At 71.4% G+C, this 14968-nt stretch carries 14 protein-coding genes; 6 read left to right on the plus strand and 8 right to left on the minus strand.

Annotated elements, in window-relative coordinates; all coding sequences use genetic code 11:
- Nucleotides 1-20 precede the first annotated feature (20 nt).
- The 3 genes from RAMLITH_RS14835 to RAMLITH_RS14845 are packed head-to-tail and all read right to left on the minus strand — an operon-like array spanning nt 21 to nt 2918.
- A complete protein-coding gene (locus tag RAMLITH_RS14835; protein ID WP_168108215.1) occupies nt 21-572 on the minus strand; it encodes a hypothetical protein in 552 nt (183 codons plus the stop codon).
- Nucleotides 573-576: 4 nt separating this feature from the next.
- On the minus strand, nt 577-1551 hold the full coding sequence (floA, locus tag RAMLITH_RS14840) for a flotillin-like protein FloA (RefSeq protein WP_168108216.1): 975 nt from the start codon (nt 1549-1551) through the stop codon (nt 577-579).
- Entirely contained in the window at nt 1548-2918 is a 1371-nt protein-coding gene (locus RAMLITH_RS14845) for an NfeD family protein (protein WP_168108217.1), read from the minus strand. The genes floA and RAMLITH_RS14845 overlap by 4 nt, the downstream gene beginning before the upstream one ends.
- Nucleotides 2919-2967: 49 nt before the next feature.
- Here RAMLITH_RS14845 and RAMLITH_RS14850 point away from each other — a divergent pair, with 49 nt between their 5' ends.
- Together RAMLITH_RS14850 and RAMLITH_RS14855 are read left to right on the plus strand one after the other, a co-directional pair.
- Nucleotides 2968-3324, plus strand: a complete 357-nt coding sequence (locus RAMLITH_RS14850) for an arsenate reductase (protein WP_238344211.1) — start codon at nt 2968-2970, stop codon at nt 3322-3324.
- A 95-nt stretch (nt 3325-3419) separates the two neighbouring features.
- Entirely contained in the window at nt 3420-4145 is a 726-nt protein-coding gene (locus tag RAMLITH_RS14855) for a glycine zipper 2TM domain-containing protein (protein WP_168108219.1), read from the plus strand.
- A gap of 18 nt (nt 4146-4163) precedes the next feature.
- On the opposite strand, the gene RAMLITH_RS14860 is transcribed toward RAMLITH_RS14855, so the two are convergent.
- Together RAMLITH_RS14860 and RAMLITH_RS14865 are read right to left on the minus strand one after the other, a co-directional pair.
- A complete protein-coding gene (locus RAMLITH_RS14860; RefSeq protein ID WP_168108220.1) occupies nt 4164-4646 on the minus strand; it encodes a hypothetical protein in 483 nt (160 codons plus the stop codon).
- Entirely contained in the window at nt 4646-5230 is a 585-nt protein-coding gene (locus tag RAMLITH_RS14865; RefSeq protein WP_168108221.1) for a hypothetical protein, read from the minus strand. The genes RAMLITH_RS14860 and RAMLITH_RS14865 overlap by 1 nt, the downstream gene beginning before the upstream one ends.
- A gap of 233 nt (nt 5231-5463) precedes the next feature.
- On the opposite strand from RAMLITH_RS14865, the gene ppnP reads away from it, so the two are divergent.
- The 3 genes from ppnP to RAMLITH_RS14880 all read left to right on the plus strand — a co-directional run bounded on the left by ppnP (nt 5464) and on the right by RAMLITH_RS14880 (nt 7618).
- Nucleotides 5464-5781, plus strand: a complete 318-nt coding sequence (gene ppnP / locus RAMLITH_RS14870) for a pyrimidine/purine nucleoside phosphorylase (RefSeq protein WP_168108222.1) — start codon at nt 5464-5466, stop codon at nt 5779-5781.
- Between the two features lie 31 nt (nt 5782-5812).
- Nucleotides 5813-7150 (plus strand): argininosuccinate synthase, encoded by a 1338-nt coding sequence (gene argG / locus RAMLITH_RS14875; RefSeq protein WP_168108223.1) that lies wholly within the window; start codon nt 5813-5815, stop codon nt 7148-7150.
- Nucleotides 7151-7255: 105 nt separating this feature from the next.
- Complete coding sequence (locus tag RAMLITH_RS14880) at nt 7256-7618, plus strand: SPW repeat protein (RefSeq protein WP_168108224.1); 363 nt, start codon at nt 7256-7258, stop codon at nt 7616-7618.
- Nucleotides 7619-7648: 30 nt separating this feature from the next.
- On the opposite strand, the gene RAMLITH_RS14885 is transcribed toward RAMLITH_RS14880, so the two are convergent.
- From RAMLITH_RS14885 to murB, 3 genes are all read right to left on the minus strand, one after another.
- A complete protein-coding gene (locus RAMLITH_RS14885; protein ID WP_238344212.1) occupies nt 7649-11410 on the minus strand; it encodes a translocation/assembly module TamB domain-containing protein in 3762 nt (1253 codons plus the stop codon).
- On the minus strand, nt 11407-13209 hold the full coding sequence (locus RAMLITH_RS14890; RefSeq protein ID WP_337786160.1) for an autotransporter assembly complex protein TamA: 1803 nt from the start codon (nt 13207-13209) through the stop codon (nt 11407-11409). The genes RAMLITH_RS14885 and RAMLITH_RS14890 overlap by 4 nt, the downstream gene beginning before the upstream one ends.
- Nucleotides 13210-13389: 180 nt before the next feature.
- Nucleotides 13390-14430, minus strand: coding sequence for a UDP-N-acetylmuramate dehydrogenase (gene murB / locus RAMLITH_RS14895; RefSeq protein WP_168108226.1), 1041 nt, complete (start codon nt 14428-14430; stop codon nt 13390-13392).
- A 46-nt stretch (nt 14431-14476) separates the two neighbouring features.
- Between murB and RAMLITH_RS14900 the strand changes: the two genes are divergently transcribed.
- Complete coding sequence (locus tag RAMLITH_RS14900) at nt 14477-14962, plus strand: YajQ family cyclic di-GMP-binding protein (RefSeq protein WP_168108227.1); 486 nt, start codon at nt 14477-14479, stop codon at nt 14960-14962.
- Nucleotides 14963-14968 lie beyond the last annotated feature (6 nt).

Raw genomic sequence — 14968 nt, forward strand, 5'->3', positions numbered from 1 at the left:
TGTCTCCCGGGCAGCGCCCGCTATCGCCCTTCGCCGCGCGCCCCGGGTGGCCGGTTCGCGCCGCCCGGCTGCTGCTGCGGCCACTGCGCGCCATAGGGCTCCAGGGCCCGGCACGGCCCCAGCACGGTGAGTGCGATCACGGCCTGCCGCATACCGGCGGCGGAGCGGAACCGGTCGGCCTTGCGGGCGGTAGTGGCGGCGGCCGTCCGGATGTTGGAGGCTGCCGTCGGCGCGCCCGCCACCGTCGGGCGCGGGGCCCGGGTCGCCACCGGCGGCGTCCACGGCGGCAACGCAGCCGCTTCCGGACGCGCGGGCGCCTCGCGCCAGTCCGGCGGAATTTCCGGCGGCGGCACCGCCACGGCCGGCCCGCGGCCCCATGAAGTGTCAGGCACCGGGCCGGCTTGCACCGGCACCGGGGTGGCGAGCGGCTCGACCTCCACCGGCACGGACATCGCCTTCATGCGTTCTTCACGGCGGCGCCGGTCGCGCTGCTGCCGCCAGGCCGTGAACGCGAACATCGCGCCGAAGACCAGCAGGAACCACAGGAACTCCGACAGCCCGGTGAAGTTCACGGCGTCAACCCCGGGGCGGCTTGGCCGGGCCGCCGTCGGTGGCGGCGATGCCGGTGCGCATGTCGGTGTCGGCCTGCAGGTTCTTCATGCGGTAGTAGTCCATGATGCCGAGGTTGCCCTCGCGGAACGCCTCGGCCATCGCGCGCGGCACCTCAGCCTCGGCCTCCACGACACGCGCCCGCATCTCCTGTTCGAGCGCGACCGCCATGGCGCGCCGTTCCTCGGCCTTCGCCTGGGCGATCTGCTTGTCGGCGTCGGCCTGGTCGATCTGCAGCTTGGCGCCGATGTTGGCGCCGACGTCGACGTCGGCGATGTCGATGGACAGGATCTCGTACGCCGTACCCGCGTCCAGCCCGCGGCTGAGGATGTTCTTCGAGATGTGGTCCGGATTCTCCAGCACGCTCTTGTGGTTGGCCGCCGAGCCGATGGTGCTGACCATGCCTTCGCCCACGCGGGCGATGATGGTTTCCTCGCCGGCACCGCCGACCAGGCGGTCGATGTTGGTACGCACCGTGATGCGCGAGACCACGATCAGCTGGATGCCGTCCTTGGCGACGGCCGCGATGCGCGGCGTCTCGATCACCTTGGGCAGCACCGACATCTGCACCGCCTCCAGCACGTCGCGGCCGGCCAGGTCGATCGCCGCGGCCCGCTTGAACGGCAGCGGGATGCTGGCCTTGTCGGCCGAAATCATCGCGTTGACCACCCGCACCACGTTGCCGCCGGCCAGGAAGTGTGCCTCCAGGTCGTTGAGCGGTATGTCGATGCCCGCCTTCACGGCACTGATGCGGGCAGTGACGATGGTGTGCGGCGGCACCCGGCGCAGCCGCATCGCGATCAGCGTGAACAGCCCCACGTAGGCGCCCGAGGCCCAGGCGGCGATCCACAGCGGCACCGGCACCAGATACAGCAGCAGCGCCAGGAAGGCAATCACCACCACCAGCAGCCCGAAGCCGCCGACCAGACCGGTCTCGATCATGTTCCACTCCTGCCAGGCGCTTGCGCGCGTTTCACGACGATGCGATTGCCGTCCACCCGCGTCACCAGGACCGGTGTTCCCGCCTCGATGAGTTCCCCGTCCGACACCACGTCGACCCGCCGGCCCTCGATCTCGGCGATGCCGGCCGGGTGCAACATGGACCAGGCGGTGCCCGACTTGCCGAGCCAGTGCGCGTCGTCCTGCGGCGGCGAGGCGTAGCCCTGGCCCGCGGCCAGTTCCGTCTCCAGCACCAGCTTGCGCCCGAGGGGCGACTTCGCCATGAATCGCAGCAGGAACAGGCTGGCGAGCAGCGCGACGAGCAGCGAGAACACGACCCGCCCGGCCACCACCATCAGCATCTGGGCGCTGTTGCCCGAGCCAAGCATGCTCAAGGCGATACCGGTCACCAGCGCCGCGATGCCCAGCGCCCCGGCGATGCCGAACCCGGGGATCACGAAGAGCTCCAGCACCAGCAGCACCAGCCCCGCGACGACCAGCAGCATTTCCTCCCAGCCGGCCAGCTGCACGATCCAGTGGCCCCACAGGAACAGCGCGAGGCTGGCGAGGCCCAGCACGCCGGCGGCGCCGAAGCCGGGTGTACGCAGTTCGAGCACGATGCCCAGCATGGCCACGGTGACGAGCAGCGAGCTGACGAGCGGGTGCGTCAGCAGCCGCACGACGCCTTCGGCCCAGTTGGGCGCCGTGCGCCGCACCTGCGCGCCCGCCAGCCCGGCTTGCCGCAGCACCTCCTCGAGCGTTTCCGCGCGGCCGTCCGCCAGCTTGTGCGCGATCGCCTCGTCGGTCGTCAGCGTCAGCAGCTTGCCCTTGTCGACCAGGCCCGGGATGACGACGTCGGCGTCGACCATCGCCTCGGCCAGCAGCGGCGGCCGCCGCCGGCTCTCCGCCGTCGCGCGGAACTCCTTGCGCACGTAGGAGACGGTCTTCTCCTCCACCGGCAGCATCCCGCCGCCGCCTTGCCCGATCTGCACCGGCGTGGCCGCGCCTATCGTGCCGCCGCCGCTCATGACAATGCGCTCGGCCGCCAGCGCGATGAGGGCGCCAGCGGAGATCGCCCGCTTGTTGACGAAGGCAATGGTCGGCACGGAAGTCGTGAGCAGCGCATCGCGGATCTGCACGGCGGCGTCCACCCGGCCGCCGAAGGTGTTGATCTCCAGCACCACGGCCGCAGCCCTGGCCGCCGCCGCTTCGCGCAGCACCCGCTGCACGTACGGCGCCAGCCCGAGGTCGATCACCCCTTCGATCTGCGCCACGTACACCACGCGCCGCGGCTCCTGCGCCTGCAGCGCCGCGAGCAACGCCAGCAGCAGCAGCGAAAGCAGCAACCTGGAGCGCCGGAGGAGGCTCATGCGGCGGAGTGTAGGGCCTGGCCGGGGGCGGCGCTCTATGATTCCGCGCATGACGACGACCCTGTACGGAATCTCCAACTGCGACACGGTGAAGAAGGCGCGGGCCTGGCTGGCCAGCCACGGCGTCGAGCACCAGTTCCACGATTTCCGCAAGGAAGGCGTGCCGCAGCCGCAGCTCGACGAATGGCTGCGGGACTTCGGCTGGGAGAAAGTGGTGAATCGCCAGGGCACCACCTGGCGCAAGCTCGACGCCGCGCAGCAGGCGGGCGTCAGGGACGACGCCAGCGCGCGCCGCTTCGTGCTGGCGCATCCCAGCGCCATCAAGCGGCCGGTGGTCGAGTGGGCCGGTGGGCACCGCACCATCGGCTTCGATCCGGCGGCGTGGGCGTTGGCCGCCGGGCAATGAACCCGGCACTTTTACCGCCGCTTTACCCGAAAGCGACGGGGCGGGCCCCCCGCCTGCCTAGAATTTCCAGGAACGGGATCAACGAAGGAGCGGCGATGAAAAAATCTGTTCTGTTTTCCGCCGCCGGCATGGTGCTTGCCGGCGCAACGGCCGCGCAGGCGCAGGAAGTCGGCCGGGTCATCTCCTCGACGCCGGTGATCCAGCAGGTCGCGGTGCCGCGCCAGGTCTGCGCACCGCAGCCGGTCGTGGTCCAGCAGCAGCCGGCCACCGGCGGTGGCGGCGCCGTGATCGGCGCCGTCGTGGGAGGCCTCGCCGGCAACCAGATCGGCGGCGGCAGCGGCCGGGCCGCGGCCACGGCGCTGGGCGTGATCGGCGGCGCGCTGCTGGGCAACAGCATCGAGGGCAGCCAGGCGCAGGCGGCACAGGTGCAGAACGTGCAGCAGTGCACGACCCAGACGGTCTACGAGAACCGCACTACCGGCTACCACGTGCGCTACGAGTTCAACGGCAAGGAATACAACGTGCAGCTGCCGTACGACCCGGGCCCGACGATCCGGCTGCAGGTCACGCCCATGAGCTCGGTCGAACCGGCGTTCGATTCGGCCACGGCCGCGGAAGGCACCGCTGTCGGAACCATCGTCGGTGCCGGCGCGCCGGTGGTGACGACGAGCGCCCCGGTCGTCGTTGCGCCGGCGCCCGTATACCCGATCTACCCCGCCTACGCGTACCGGCCGTACTACGCCTATCCGCCGGTGGCGTTCTCCTTCAGCCTCGGCTACGTCGGCGGCCACGGGCACCGCCACCACAGACGCTGGCGCTGAGCGGCCGCCAGGGGCCGCTCACAGGGAAAGCAGCCGCTGGAAGAACGAACGGTAGCGCCGCAGCGCGACCCGCATCAGCTCGGTGTCGCCCTGGTCCATCTGGCTTTCCACGTTCGCGCGCTCGTCGGCAAAGGTCTCGGCCAGGTTCTTCATGACCTGGGCCACCAGTTCGTCCGCCCGGCGCACGGCCTGCGTCGGATCGTCGACGAATCCGATCTGCACCTCGTCCCACTGGTCCTTGAACTTCTGCGCGATCTGCGGCAGGAAGAGCGGAGCCAGCCGCTCGTCCTGATGCTGCAGGTGTGCGTCGGGCTGCGGCCCGGCAAACTCGTCGGTGCGCCCGCGCGTTTCCACCTGCGTCGGCGGACCGCCGTCGGCCTGCGGCGGAAGCATCTGGTCGCCCCTGGCAAGACGATCCTGCTCGGGCGCGCGCTCGCGCTGGTCGGCGGCCGCGGCAAAGTCCGCGGTGCTGAGCTTCTGGTCGTGGGTCGTCGTGTTCATCAGTGATGCACCTCCATGGTTTGCGCTGCGCGCTGGTCGTCGCGACGCGGTGGCTCGCCCACTTCCAGCAGTTCGCCGAAGAGGGCGCGGTAGTGGACGACTGCCTGGCGCAGGTCCTCGGTATCGGCTTCGCCGCGGTGGTCGCGCCGGGCGATCGCGTGGGCAGCGCGGTAGTGCTCGACCACCGCCGGGTGGTGGACCGAGATGTCGGCCGCGCGGTGCTCGAAATCACCCATCGGGTAGCCGCGGCGCAGCATCAGCTCGCGCACCAGCTGGTCGGCATCGGCCAGCGTGCCTTTCGGGTTGTCGATGAAGCGCGCCTGCAGCCCGCGCCAGGCCTGGCTGAAGTGGGCGGCGTCGGCGGGGGAAAGCGGCACGATGTGCAGCTTCTCGACCCGCTTTTCCCGCGACCGCAGCTCGGCCTCGGCCTTGGCCACGTCGCCATGCCGGTGCAAGGCGCGCTCGTATTCGGGCCCGAAGCGTTGTTCGAGCCGTTTGCTCTGCTGCTTGCGGCTCCACAACCAGGCGCCGACGGCGACCAGTGCCAGCAGCACGACCACCGCGACCATCAAGGTGTTGTCCATTTGACTCTCTCCTTCAAAATGCGATGCGGGAATTGGGGCACACGCGCGAACCCTGCGGTGTCGGACCTCAGGCCGGCCGGGCCCCGGCGCCGCTGATCAGCGGGTAGGACTCGTCGGGCCAGCGGTGGCCCCTTGGTGCGCCGGCGCACGCAAGGTCCGCGGCGAGCGCAGCGGTAAAATCGCCTGCTTTGCCGGCGCGCGCCTCGCCACCGGCGCCACAACGCCGAACCCGCATGACCACCACCACGCTCGACGCTGCCCGCGTCACGACCCAGGCCAACGTGTACTTCGACGGCAAGTGCGTCAGCCATGCCGTCACCCTTGCCGACGGCACGAAGAAGTCGGTGGGCGTGGTCCTGCCGTCGCAGCTCACCTTCAACACCGGCGCGCCGGAGATCATGGAATGCGTCGCCGGCTCCTGCGAGTACAAGCTGGCGGGCACCAGCGAATGGAAGCAGTCCCGGCCCGGCGACCGGTTCTCCATTCCGGCCAACAGCAGTTTCGACATCCGCGTCACCGAGCCGTACCACTACATCTGCCACTTCGGCTGATCCCTCACGCATCAGTCCCCGGGCCCTCCGCATGACCACCATCCTCGAACACCTGCCCGCCGGCCAGAAAGTCGGCATCGCTTTTTCCGGCGGCCTGGACACCAGCGCCGCGCTGCACTGGATGCGCAAGAAGGGCGCGATCCCTTACGCCTACACCGCGAACCTGGGCCAGCCCGACGAGCCCGATTACGACGACATTCCGCGCAAGGCGATGCAGTACGGCGCCGAACAGGCGCGACTCGTCGACTGCCGGGTGCAGCTCGCCCACGAAGGCATCGCGGCCCTGCAGGCCGGCGCGTTCCACATCTCCACCGCGGGCGTGACCTACTTCAACACCACGCCGCTGGGACGGGCGGTCACCGGCACCATGCTGGTGGCGGCCATGAAGGAGGACGACGTCCACATCTGGGGCGACGGCAGCACCTTCAAGGGCAACGACATCGAGCGCTTCTACCGCTACGGCCTGCTCACCAACCCGAGCCTGCGCATCTACAAGCCGTGGCTGGACCAGGCGTTCATCGACGAGCTGGGCGGCCGCGCCGAGATGTCGGCGTTCATGACGGCGGCCGGCTTCGGCTACAAGATGTCGGCGGAGAAAGCGTACTCGACCGACTCCAACATGCTGGGCGCGACGCACGAGGCCAAGGACCTCGAGCACCTGAACAGCGGCATCCGCATCGTGAACCCGATCATGGGCGTCGCGTTCTGGCGCGACGACGTCGCCGTGAAGGCCGAGGAAGTGACGGTGCGCTTCGAGGACGGGCAGCCGGTGGCGCTGAACGGCCGCACCTTCGACGACCCGGTCGGGCTGATCCTGGAAGCCAACCGCATCGGCGGCCGCCACGGACTGGGCATGAGCGACCAGATCGAGAACCGCATCATCGAAGCCAAGAGCCGCGGCATCTACGAGGCCCCCGGCCTCGCGCTGCTGTTCATCGCCTACGAGCGGCTGGTCACGGGCATCCACAACGAAGACACGATCGAGCAGTACCGCGACAACGGCCGCAAGCTGGGCCGGCTGCTCTACCAGGGCCGCTGGTTCGACCCGCAGGCGATCATGCTGCGCGAGGCGGCGCAGCGCTGGGTGGCGCGGGCGGTCACCGGCGAGGTCACGCTGGAGCTGCGCCGCGGCAACGACTACTCGATCCTGAACACCGAGTCGCCCAACCTCACCTACGCGCCGGAGCGGCTGTCGATGGAAAAGGTCGAGAACGCACCGTTCTCGCCCAAGGACCGCATCGGCCAGCTGACCATGCGCAACCTCGACATCGTCGATACCCGCGAGAAGCTGAGCATCTACAGCAAGACCGGGCTGCTCTCGGCCGAAGGGACGGGGCTGCCGAGCCTGGGCCACCGCAAGGACGATTGAAACGCATCCCCGCGCGGCCTATCCTGCGGTAGAGGCGAACCGAATCCTCCGGTGACGCCTCTAACGATCTGCCGCCGCACCTGCGTGACGGCAAGGAGGCAAACCATGAAGCAGTTGAAGCACTGGCAGGATCCGGTGAACGCGGTCCTGGGCGCATGGTTGATTCTCTCGCCCTGGGCGCTGGGTTTTTCCGGCGAGACGATGGCGATGTGGAACTTCGTCGCCGTGGGCGTATTGTTGCTGGCCGCCGCCATGGGCGCCATCTTCCTGCCGCGCGCCTGGGAAGAATGGACCGAAAGCGCGCTGGGCCTGTGGCTGGTCGTGTCGCCCTGGATCCTGGGCTTCGCGGCCGTCGAAGCCGCCAAGGTGGATGCGGTGCTCTCGGGCCTGGTCGTCGTCACGCTGTCGCTGTGGGCGCTGCAGGACGAAGGCGGCTGGCTGACGTCCGACAAGGCGGCGCCGCGGTAAGGCGCCACCGCACCGCCAGGAGCGCACTGCCTACTTCGCCGTGAAGGTGAAGATCAGGTCGACGGCGGTGCGCTCGCCGGCCTCGGCGCGGATGGTGATGCGCCGCGTGAGGTCGTAGAAGATGAACAGCGTGCCCAGCGCGCCGGAGAGGCTGCGTTCGTACGCCGCGTAGAAGTTGCGGCCCAGGCGCTTGCCGAGCGTCACCGCCGGTCCCTCCGCGCCGTCGCGCCGGAACGAGAGCTGGTCCAGCCCCAGCGAGCCCGCGATCCCCTTGCCCCCCTGGCCCGAGCGGCTCGCCAGCAGCGCCAGTGCCGCCTGCTGCACCAGGGCCGCTTCGGCGCCGCCGGTGGCGCTCGCGCGCCCGAGGATCAGCCACGACAGCTTTTCGGCGTCGGGCAGCGCCGGCTCGGAGTACAGCCGCACGTAGGGATTGAGCACGTTGCCGGTGATCTGCACGCCGACACGCTGGAGCATGTTGGGCCGGATCGCCAGGATGTCGAGCGACGGGTTGTCGACGGGCCCCGTGAAGCGCAGCACCCCGCGCTCGATGTCCAGCCACTGGCCGTAGGCGCGGTATTCGCCGCCCACGGTGCGGATCGTTCCGGCGAGGCGCGGCGCCGTCAGCGACTGGCCCGAGACCGCCAGCACCCCTTGCAGGCGCGTGTCGATGCCGTGTCCCTGCACCCGGAAGTTGTCCCCGAGGTCGAGCGCGACGTCCAGCCGCAACCGGCGCCCGCCCGAGCGCTGCGGCTCGGCGGCGCGCGCCTGCGTGCGGGTGGGACGCGTCGCCGCGCCGCGCACCACCACGTCGTCGCCCAGTTGCGGCGTCCCTTCCTCGGGCAGCAGGATGCGGGCCGCGTCGACCTTCAGGCGCCCGGTCAGTTCCGTGGCGGCCGCATCGACGCTGGCGGCCAGCTCGCCCGACACCGTCAGCTGCCGGTCGGAGCGGATGCTGCCGCGCAGGCGGTCCAGCCGCACCGCCAGCCTGGCCTGCGGTCCGTCGCGGGTCCAGGTGCCTTCGCCGGTGGCCATCAGCGTACCGCCGCCGCCGGCGGACTCCGAACCGCGCAGCAGGAACTCGTCGATGACCAGCCGCCGGCCATCGAGCCGGGCCCGCAGGCGGCCGCCTTGCAGTTCCACCCCGTCGACCACCGACCGCAGGGCGAGGTCGTCGGCCACCAGGGTGCCGCTCAACTGCGGGTCGGCACGCGTGCCGGCCACCTTGACGTTGGCGCCGAGCGAGCCGCGCAGGCGCCAGCCCGGCGGCGCGAGCAGCGACCACACCCCGATGCGGGGCAGCTGGGCGCGCAAGGTGCCGTCCAGTGGCGCGCTCTCCGGCCAGTGCCAGCCGGCGGCCCCGCCCGGCGCGAGCCGGCTCGCGAGTTCGCCTTGCGCCACGCCGCCACGCTCGCTGTCCCAGCGCAGCGACAGCCGGATCGCCTCGCCGTCGCTCTCCAGCGCGACCCGCGCATCGCGCACGCCGGCGGGCACCCGCGTGGAACCGCCGTCCGCGCCTTCGGCCAGCACGGTGACGTCGCCGCGGCTGCGCACCAGCGAAGCCCGCACGCGCGGCGTCGCACCGAGCGCCGCATCCCACTGGGCGTCGAAGACCATGTCCCCCGACAGCGCCGAGCCGGCCAGCTGCGGTCCGCCGAGCAGTTCGATCCACGCCATCGGCAAGCCGGTGAGCCGACCGGCCGTGCGCAGCTCGCCGCCGCCCCAGTGCACCGGGTCCCACGCCAGCGTCGCCGGCGTGGGCGCCGCCGGGCGCTGCGGGCCCGCAGGCGGCAGCAGGATCGCCTGGCCCGCGCCGGCGTCGAGGCTGCCGGCGGCCCAGCGCAGCGACACCGGTTGCTGCAGCGTCAAGTTCCACGGGCCGGAACCGATCGCCGGATCCGTGGCGGAGAGGTGCAGTTCGCGCAACTGTCCTTGCCACACGGCGGGCCGGTCGCCGCGCCGGCCGCCCTGCCCCGCCAGTTCCATCGCCACTCGGCGCTGGCCGAACTCGGCGCGGGCGCGGGCCCGCAGCTTCGCATCACTCAGGCGGCCGTCGACGTTCACCACCGCATCGCGCACGCTCCAGGCCGGCCCCGGGCTGGCGCCCGACCCGGCCGCTGGCGCCGGTGCTTCCAGCAGCGGCACGTCGATGCGGGCCTGCACGGCCGGATCGCTCCAGCCGCCTTGCCAGGCAGCGCGCACCTCGCCGCGGCCGGTGGCGGCCAGGCCGCCGAGCGCTTCTCCCGCCCTGGGCAGCTGCCGCGCCCAGCGCAGCGCCCGGCCGGCGTCCGCCACGCGCAACTGCAGCGTGCCGCCGCCGCTGGACTCGGCCAGCCGTCCGTCGGCCGTCGCCTGCAGTCCGGGCGCATCCAGCGTCACCTTGCCGTCGCCCGCCAGCCCCTTGGGTCGCACCTGCAGCGAGCCACGCAGCCGCGCGTCGGCGGTGCGCACGTCGAACGCCGGCAGCGCCAGCAAGGCGCCGTCCCAGCGGCCGCGGGCCGTGGCCTCGCGCAGTTCCAGGGCCTGCACCGTGCCGGCGAGGCCGGACTGGCGCCGGCCGCGCCCCGCCCGGGCCGCGTCCAGGTCGACCTCGAAGGAGATTGCCTTCCCCTCGCCTTCCAGGTCGGCGCGGCCGCTGACCGGCACCGGCGCCATCGCGCTGTACACGCGCGCCGGATCGACCCCGTCCAGCCGGCCCTGCACCTCCCAGCCGCCGGTGCGCCGCCACTGGCCTTTGGCCTGTACCTCGCCCCCACCCACCTGCGCCTGCAGGTGGCGCACCAGCGCCTCGCCACCGTCGCGCCATTCGCCTTGCGCATTGACCTTGCCCAGCGGCAGGCGGCCCTGGTCCCAGGGACCGGGGTTCTCGTTGGCCAGATCCGCCGTGAGCGACCACGTGGCGGTGCCAGCGGGCTGGACTCGCACCTGGCCCGAGAGGCTGGTCCGCGGCGCCTGTGCCCACAACGCATGCAGGTCGAGCTGCTGGAACTCCCCTTGCGCCTGCGGCACCGGTTGCGCGGCCCACGGCGTCAGGCGTGCCGTCGCGTTGGCCCGGGTGCCCGCCGCCGGCGAGCCGGTTCCCACCTGCAGCCGGCCTGTGGCCTGCATGTCGGCCAGCGGCCCGAGCAGGGACACGGAGAAATCGAGCGGCAGCGCGTCCGCGCTGCCCGGGACGGCAGCCGGAAAACGCCCTTCCAGCAGGGCGTTGACGTGCAGCGCGCCATGGGCGCCGACACTGGCGCGGCCCCGGTAGGTGCCCGACTGCCAGCGCACCTTGTCGACCTGGAACTGGTGCTGCACGCCGTTGAAGCTGTAGTGCGCCACCAGGTCGTTGGCGACCACCGAGCTGGCGGGCGTCACCCACTCGATCGTGCCGACCTGGAGGTCGTCGATCGCCGGCTGGACCGGCAGCGCCAGCGAAGTCGGCGCTGCCGCCGGCTTGGGCGGCCGGCGGTCCTCGACCCGCACGCTGCGCGCCCGCAGTTCGTCGAGCTGCAGCCCGCCGGTGAACAGCGCGAGCGGCTTCCACTCCAGCCGCACCTCGCGCGCGTCCACCTGCAGCCCCTCCTGCTGCCAGCGCAGGCGGTCCACGTACAGTCCCGAGCGCAGCGAGCCGCGCACGCCCTCGGCCTGCACCGGCTGCCAGCGCCCGAGCTGCCGCAGCGTCCACGCCAGGGAGCCTTCGGTGCCCGACCACCACCACGACGCGGCGATCGCCGCCGCGGCGAGCACGATCAGCGCCAGCGCCAGCAGCGCGATCCATTTCAGGCCGCGGGCGAGCCAGTTCGCGCTCAAAACGTGACCCCAACGTTGAAGTGCAGCCGCACCCGCCGCGCCTTCACGCCGTAGGCGAGGTCGACCTGCAGCGGCCCCAGGGGGCTCTTCCAGCGCACGCCCGCGCCCACGCCGAACGAAGGCCGCAGGCCGCCCAGCCGGTCGCTGACGGCGCCGGCATCGACGAACAACGCGCTTTCGAACTCGGTCGGCAGTCCATTGCGGCGGATCGGCCGCTGCCATTCGGCGCTGCCCACGGCCATGAAGCGCCCCGGCCCCACCTTGCCGCCGGGCAGGGCGACGCCGATGTCGCGGTAGCCGTAGCCACGCACCGTGGTGTCGCCGCCGGTGCGAAACAGCTGCGTCGCCGGCACCCGCGCCTTGCCGCGCGCCAGGACAGCGCCGCCCTCGGCGCGCAGCTGCAACCGGCCTTCGGTGAGCGGGCGGATGCCCAGCCAGCGCACGACGGTGCGCTGGAACGGACTGCGGCTGCCGGTGAGCGTCAGCCCCCCGCCCAGTTCGAAGCCGACGCCGAAGCCGCTGGTGGGGAATGGCCGGCGGTCGAAATAGCGCCCGGTCCACACGTAGTTGGCGCTCACGGCCGTGCCGTCGCCCTGGTCCTCGGGCGGCGTCGTGATCCCGGGCAGCGCCTGCACGCTGGCCCGGTCGTACTGGACGTAGACGCTGCGGTCGATGTGGTCCTCGGCCCGGGTGCGGCCCACGCGCAGGCGCTGGCCGTGGGTGACGAACTCCCCGTCGTCCACCCGCTCGCCGCGCGCCAGGACGCCCCAGCGCCAGAGGTCGGGACCGGGGACCGCGGTCCATTCGGTCTCGATGAAGGGCGACTTGCGCTCCACCTGGATCTTGGTCTGGGCCCGCCAGCCGATCCCGGGCACCCGGTTGTTGAGGTACTCCAGCGAGGTGCGCGGACCACTGTCGGTGGAGATCCCGACGCCCAGCACCCACTTGTGCAACGGCGCCTCGCGCACGTTGACCTGCACCGGCGCCGCCTTGGGGTCGGACCCGGGGTCGACGAAGATGAAGGCGGAGTCGAAGTAGCCGCTGCCGGCCAGGCGCAGCTGGGCCTCCTCGATGCGGTTCTGGTCGTAGACGGTACCAGCCGGCAGCCGCGCGATGCGCGGCACCAGTTGCGGGTCGTAGCGCTCGATGCCGGTCACCTCCATCGGCCCGAGCCGGAACAGCGGACCCGAGTCGAGGCGCACGTCCAGCTTCGCCCAGCCAGCCGGGGCGTCGATGTCGGCCAGGCTGTAGCTCACCTTGCCGGCCGGATGGCGGCGGGTCACCAGTTGCCGCAGCGCCGTCGTCTTGGCGTCGTCCCACGCCTCCTGCGTGAACCGATGCCCCGGCGGCAGGCGCCAGCCGCCGCGGATCTCCTCGCGCTGCTCGCGGGCGGCGGGGTCGGCGTCTTCGGTGATCTCGCCTTCGAACGACAGCACCGCCGCCGAGACCATCGTCGGCTGGCCGGGCTCCACCTCGACGACGATCAGCGGCCGCGGCCGCTCGCCCGGCTCACGCCGGATCGTGATCCTGGGATCGAAGAAGCCGAGGGTGGCGACCAGCTCCCGGACGTCCCGCTCGGCGAGCGCCATCAGCCGGGCCAGCTCCGCGTCGTCGAGATCGGTGACCTCCCGGTAGCGGCGCAGTTCGAGATGGCGGTCCAGCAGCGGCCGCACGGAGTCGGGCGCACGCAGGTCGACGTCGAACGACGGGACGCCCGCGGGCTGCTGCTGCTGCGCCGGCAGCTGGGCGAGGACCGGCGGGGCGCCGACCACGGCGCCGAGCACCAGTGCGGCCGCCACCCGGAGGCGGAGAAATCGCCCGCGGCAGCGGGCGATGCAGGAAAAGGGCATTGCCGATGAGCACTTGGATGGCGTGCCTGAACTATGCAGGCTGCGGCTGACGCGGCGCGTAGGCGAACGCCGACAGTGGCGCCATGGCAAACCCGGTGTGGCCCGGCCGGCGCCGGGCCGCCGCCGGCCTTACACCACCACCGGCTCGGGTTCCAGCCGGATGCCGAACCGCTCGTAGACGCTGGTCTGGATCGCACGCGCCAGGGTCACGACCTCGCCGCCGGTCGCGCCGCCGCGGTTCACCAGGACCAGGGCCTGCTTTTCGTAGACGCCGGCGTTGCCCACCGATTTGCCTTTCCAGCCGCAGGCGTCGATCAGCCAGCCGGCGGCGAGCTTCACCGAGCCGTCGGGCATCGGGTAGTGCACGATCCCCGGCTCGCGCGCGATGATGTCCTGGCACTGCTCGGGAGTCACGGTGGGGTTCTTGAAGAAGCTGCCGGCGTTGCCGATGACGCGCGGGTCCGGCAGCTTGGCCGAGCGGATGGCGCAGACCCAGTCCCGCACCTGCCGCGCCGACGGCTCGCGGATGCCCGACTCCTGCAGCTTTCGCTCCAGGTCCACATACCCCAGCACCGGCTTCCACGGCTTGGGCAGCCGGAAACGCACCCGCAGGATCAACGCCCGGCCGGCCAGGCCGAAGTCGCCCTCCTGGGCCGCCACGTGCTTGAAGACGGAGTCGCGGTACCCGAAGGCGCATTGCGCCGCGTCGAGCGTGAAAGGCTTGCCCGTGGCCAGGTCGATCGCGTCCAGCGATTCGAAGCGGTCCTGCAGTTCCACGCCATAGGCGCCGATGTTCTGGACCGGCGAGGCGCCCACCGTCCCGGGGATCAGCGCGAGGTTCTCCAGCCCGCCAAAGCCCTGGTCCAGGGTCCAGTCGACGAAATCGTGCCAGTTCTCGCCGGCGCCGGCCTCCAGGATGGTGGCGCGCGGCCCGTCGTCCAGCACCCGGCGGCCCGGCACTTCGACCTTGAGCACCAGCGGCCTGACGTCGCCGGTCAGCACGATGTTGCTGCCGCCGCCCAGCACGAACTTCGGGATCGGGCCCCATTCGGGATCGGCCAGCAGCTGCTGCACGTCCGCGGCGCCCCGCACGCGCACCAGCGCCCGCGCCTTGGCGACGATGCCGAAGCTGTTGTGCGGCTGCAGCGGGACGTTGCGCTCCACGATCATGGGAGAATTGTCGCATCAGCACATCGCCCCGGACGGAGGGACTCGAATGCCTTCTTTTGACACAGTCTGCGAACCGAACATGGTGGAAGTGAAGAACGCCGTGGACAACAGCGCCAAGGAAATCGGCACCCGTTTCGATTTCAAGGGAACGTCGGCCGCCATCGAACTGAAGGAAAAGGAGATCACCGTCTACGGCGACGCCGCCTTCCAGCTGAGCCAGGTGGAGGACATCCTCACCGGCAAGCTGGCCAAGCGCAACGTGGACGTGCGCTTCCTCGACAAGGGCGAGGTGCAGAAGATCGGCGGCGACAAGGTCAAGCAGGTGATCAAGGTTCGCAGCGGCATCGAGGCGGAGCAGGCCAAGAAGATCAGCCGCCTCATCAAGGACAGCAAGCTGAAGGTGCAGGCGCAGATCCAGGGCGACGCGGTGCGCGTCACGGGCGCCAAGCGCGACGACCTGCAGGCGGCGATGGCCCTGATCCGCAAGGACCTGCCCGACCTGCCGCTGTCGTTCAACAACTTCCGCGACTAAAGGACG

This window comes from Ramlibacter lithotrophicus (assembly GCF_012184415.1).
Lineage (GTDB): Bacteria > Pseudomonadota > Gammaproteobacteria > Burkholderiales > Burkholderiaceae_C > Ramlibacter > Ramlibacter lithotrophicus.